The organism is Kitasatospora sp. NPDC007106, assembly GCF_040634455.1.
In the GTDB taxonomy this organism is placed as follows: domain Bacteria; phylum Actinomycetota; class Actinomycetes; order Streptomycetales; family Streptomycetaceae; genus Kitasatospora; species Kitasatospora arboriphila.
Map to the genome: position 1 here is coordinate 1 of NZ_JBEYFP010000749.1, position 2,815 is coordinate 2,815.

The 2,815-nt window shown below is 72.2% G+C and carries 2 protein-coding genes and 2 pseudogenes; 2 read left to right on the top strand and 2 right to left on the bottom strand.

The annotated features are described in order from the left end of the window. On the bottom strand, nucleotides 1-507 hold a 507-nt coding region (locus tag ABZ641_RS31805), incomplete at its 3' end, for a ribonuclease H (RefSeq protein ID WP_359987433.1). 576 nt (nucleotides 508-1,083) lie between these two features. Between ABZ641_RS31805 and ABZ641_RS31810 the strand changes: the two are divergent. Next, nucleotides 1,084-1,521: pseudogene (locus ABZ641_RS31810) on the top strand (serine protease); the annotation flags it as partial. A 210-nt stretch (nucleotides 1,522-1,731) separates the two neighbouring features. Then, nucleotides 1,732-2,451 (top strand): annotated as a pseudogene (locus tag ABZ641_RS31815) (putative Ig domain-containing protein); the annotation flags it as partial. Nucleotides 2,452-2,573: 122 nt separating this feature from the next. On the opposite strand, the gene ABZ641_RS31820 reads toward ABZ641_RS31815, so the two are convergent. Beyond that, nucleotides 2,574-2,815 (bottom strand): PEP-utilizing enzyme (locus ABZ641_RS31820; RefSeq protein ID WP_359987436.1); only part of this gene is annotated, 242 nt, incomplete at its 5' end.

Below are 2,815 nucleotides of genomic sequence, written 5' to 3' on the forward strand. Positions count from 1 at the left end.
GGCCGGCCGTTCGGCGACCGGGACGGGCACCGGCAGGTCCTCGGCGGTGCCGTCGCCGCCCTGCTGGGTGCGGGCGGCGTCGCTGGCCGCCTTGTCGGCGATCGCGTTGAGCGGGTCGCCGTCGACCCGGTGCGCGGCGACGTGGACGAAGGAGACCTCGCGGTCCGCCAGCAGCGCGTCGATCCGCTGGATCAGCTCCTGGTTGGCGACCGGCGAGCCCGAGGCCGTCCGCCAGCCGTTGCGCTTCCAGCCCGGCAGCCACTTGGTGACCGCGTCCCGGGTGTAGGTGCTGTCCAGCCGCACCTCCAGCGGCACCGCCGGGTCCGTGGCGGCCAGCAGCCGCTCCAGCGCGGTGAGTTCGCCGACGTTGTTGGTGCTCCGGCCCAGCGCACCGGACTGCCAGCGCTGCGGGGCGCCCGCGGCGTCCGCCAGGACCCAGGCCCATCCGGCCGGGCCGGGATTGCCCTTGGCGGCACCGTCGCAGGCTGCAATGACTCGTTCGACCATGCCCCGATCCTTTCATCGGTCGGGCCGTGCTCCGTGCCGCCGGGCGAGGGTCGGCAGGTTCCGACCGCGTGATCGATTTCCGGTCAATCTTGTCGCGCACGGCAGGGTCTGGACCTCTGCGCGACCGGCCGCCCGCACGGAGCAGGGCGAAGTCCGGTGCGCCGGCGCCGGCCCGCCGGTGCGTGCCGCGGCGGGAGGCGTCCGCTTGCGGGGGCTGGGAGGGAGTCGTCCGGATTTGGCCGTGGCCACTTCGCGCGGTTCGGCCGCAGCCGGGTGCCGTCGGTGAACGGCCTTTTCCGCCGGGGTGGTTGACCCTCTTGAAGCGGGCATGGCAGTTTCGTGCGGCCCGCGTGCGCAACCGGTCGCGCGTCGGCACATCCCCCACAAGGAGACCCCATGTTCAAGGGACTCGCCGCCGGAATAGGCGCGGTCGCGATCGCCGCAGGCACGGTGACCGCGGCGGCCGTGCCCGCGCACGCCGTCCAGGCGGGCGATCTGACGGCCACCATCGCGCTGAGCAACTGTTCCGCCTCGCTCGTCCGGTACCCCGCATCGGTCGACACCGACCGGGCGATGATGCTCACCAACGGCCACTGCCTGCCGACCATGCCCGCCTCGGGCGTGGTGATCCAGAACCAGACCGCAAGCCGCAGCGGCACCCTGCTCAGCCCGTCCGGCTCCTCGCTCGGCACCGTCTCGGCCGACAAGGTGCTGTACGCCACCATGACCGGCACCGACGTGGCGCTGTACCAGCTGACCGACACCTTCTCGTCGATCCTCAGCAAGTACGGCGTCACCGCGCTGACCATCAGCGACACCCACCCGGTCGACGGCTCGGCGATGTTCATCCCGTCCTCGTACTGGAAGCAGACCTGGAACTGCTCCATCAACGGGTTCGTCCCGACCCTGCGCGAGGACGAGTGGACCTGGCACGACTCGCTCCGCTACAGCGCCGGCTGCAACACCACGCACGGCACCTCCGGTTCGCCGATCGTCGACGCCGCCTCCAAGAAGGTCGTCGGCATCAACAACACCGGCAACGACGACGGCGCGATGTGCACCCTCAACAACCCGTGCGAGGTGGCCGCCGACGGCACCACCACCGCCACCAAGGGCCAGAGCTACGGCGAAGAGACCTACTGGTTCACCACCTGCCTCGGCGCCGGGCGGGCCATCGACCTCAACGTCGCGGGCTGCCTGCTCACCAAGCCCGCCGGCAGCGGCACCGTCACGGTGACCAACCCCGGCAACCAGACCACCGCGCTGAACGGCACCGCCGACCTGCAGATCGCGGCCTCCGGAGGCACCGCCCCGCTCACCTTCAGCGCCACCGGCCTGCCGACCGGCCTGTCGATCAGCAGCTCCGGCAGGATCACCGGCACCGCCACCGCGGCCGGCACCTACAACGTGACCGTCACCGCCAAGGACGCCGCCAACAAGACCGGCTCCACCGCCTTCACCTGGACGGTCTCCGGCAGCATCAGCTGCGTCCCGGCCCAGCTGCTCGGCAACGCCGGCTTCGAGACCGGCACCGCCGCCCCCTGGACGACCACCAGCGGCGTCGTCGACAACAGCGCCTCCCAGGCCGCCCACTCCGGCTCCTGGAAGGCCTGGCTGAACGGCTACGGCTCCTCCCACACGGACAGCGCCGCACAGACCGTCAGCATCCCGGCCGGCTGCAAGGCCACGCTCAGCTACTGGCTGCACATCGACACGGCGGAGACCAGCACCACCACCGCCTACGACAAGCTGACCGTCACGGTCAACGGCACCACGGTGGCCACCTGGTCCAACCTCAACAAGAACACCGGGTACGGCCAGAAGACGGTCGACCTGTCCTCGTACGCGGGCCAGTCGGTCACCGTGAAGTTCAACGGCGTCGAGGACTCCTCGCTGCAGACGAGCTTCGTGATCGACGACACCGCGATCCAGACCGGCCCCTGACCGGCCCGAAGCGTACGGATGCCTCATAGGAGCCCCTGAGTCGACCTCCGTCGCGGACGTCTCCTTGCACCCGGGCCCGGCCGCAGTTGCGGCCGGGCCCGGTCCGTCCGCGGCCCGGGCCCTCAGGACCCGCGGGCGGCCTCGTCGGCCCAGGCGAGGAAGCGGCGCAGGTACGGGTCGTCCGCGGCCGCCGCGACCGGCGGCGAGCCGAGGACGGCCAGGCCCAGGCCGCCGTCGAGGGTGACGACCGCGCCCTCCGGCACCGTCCGGCCGCCGACCCGCAGACAGCCGCCCGTGACGTCCACCGCCAGGCCCGCCGCGCCGACCACCGCTGGCCGGCCCATCGACCGGGCGACGACCGCCG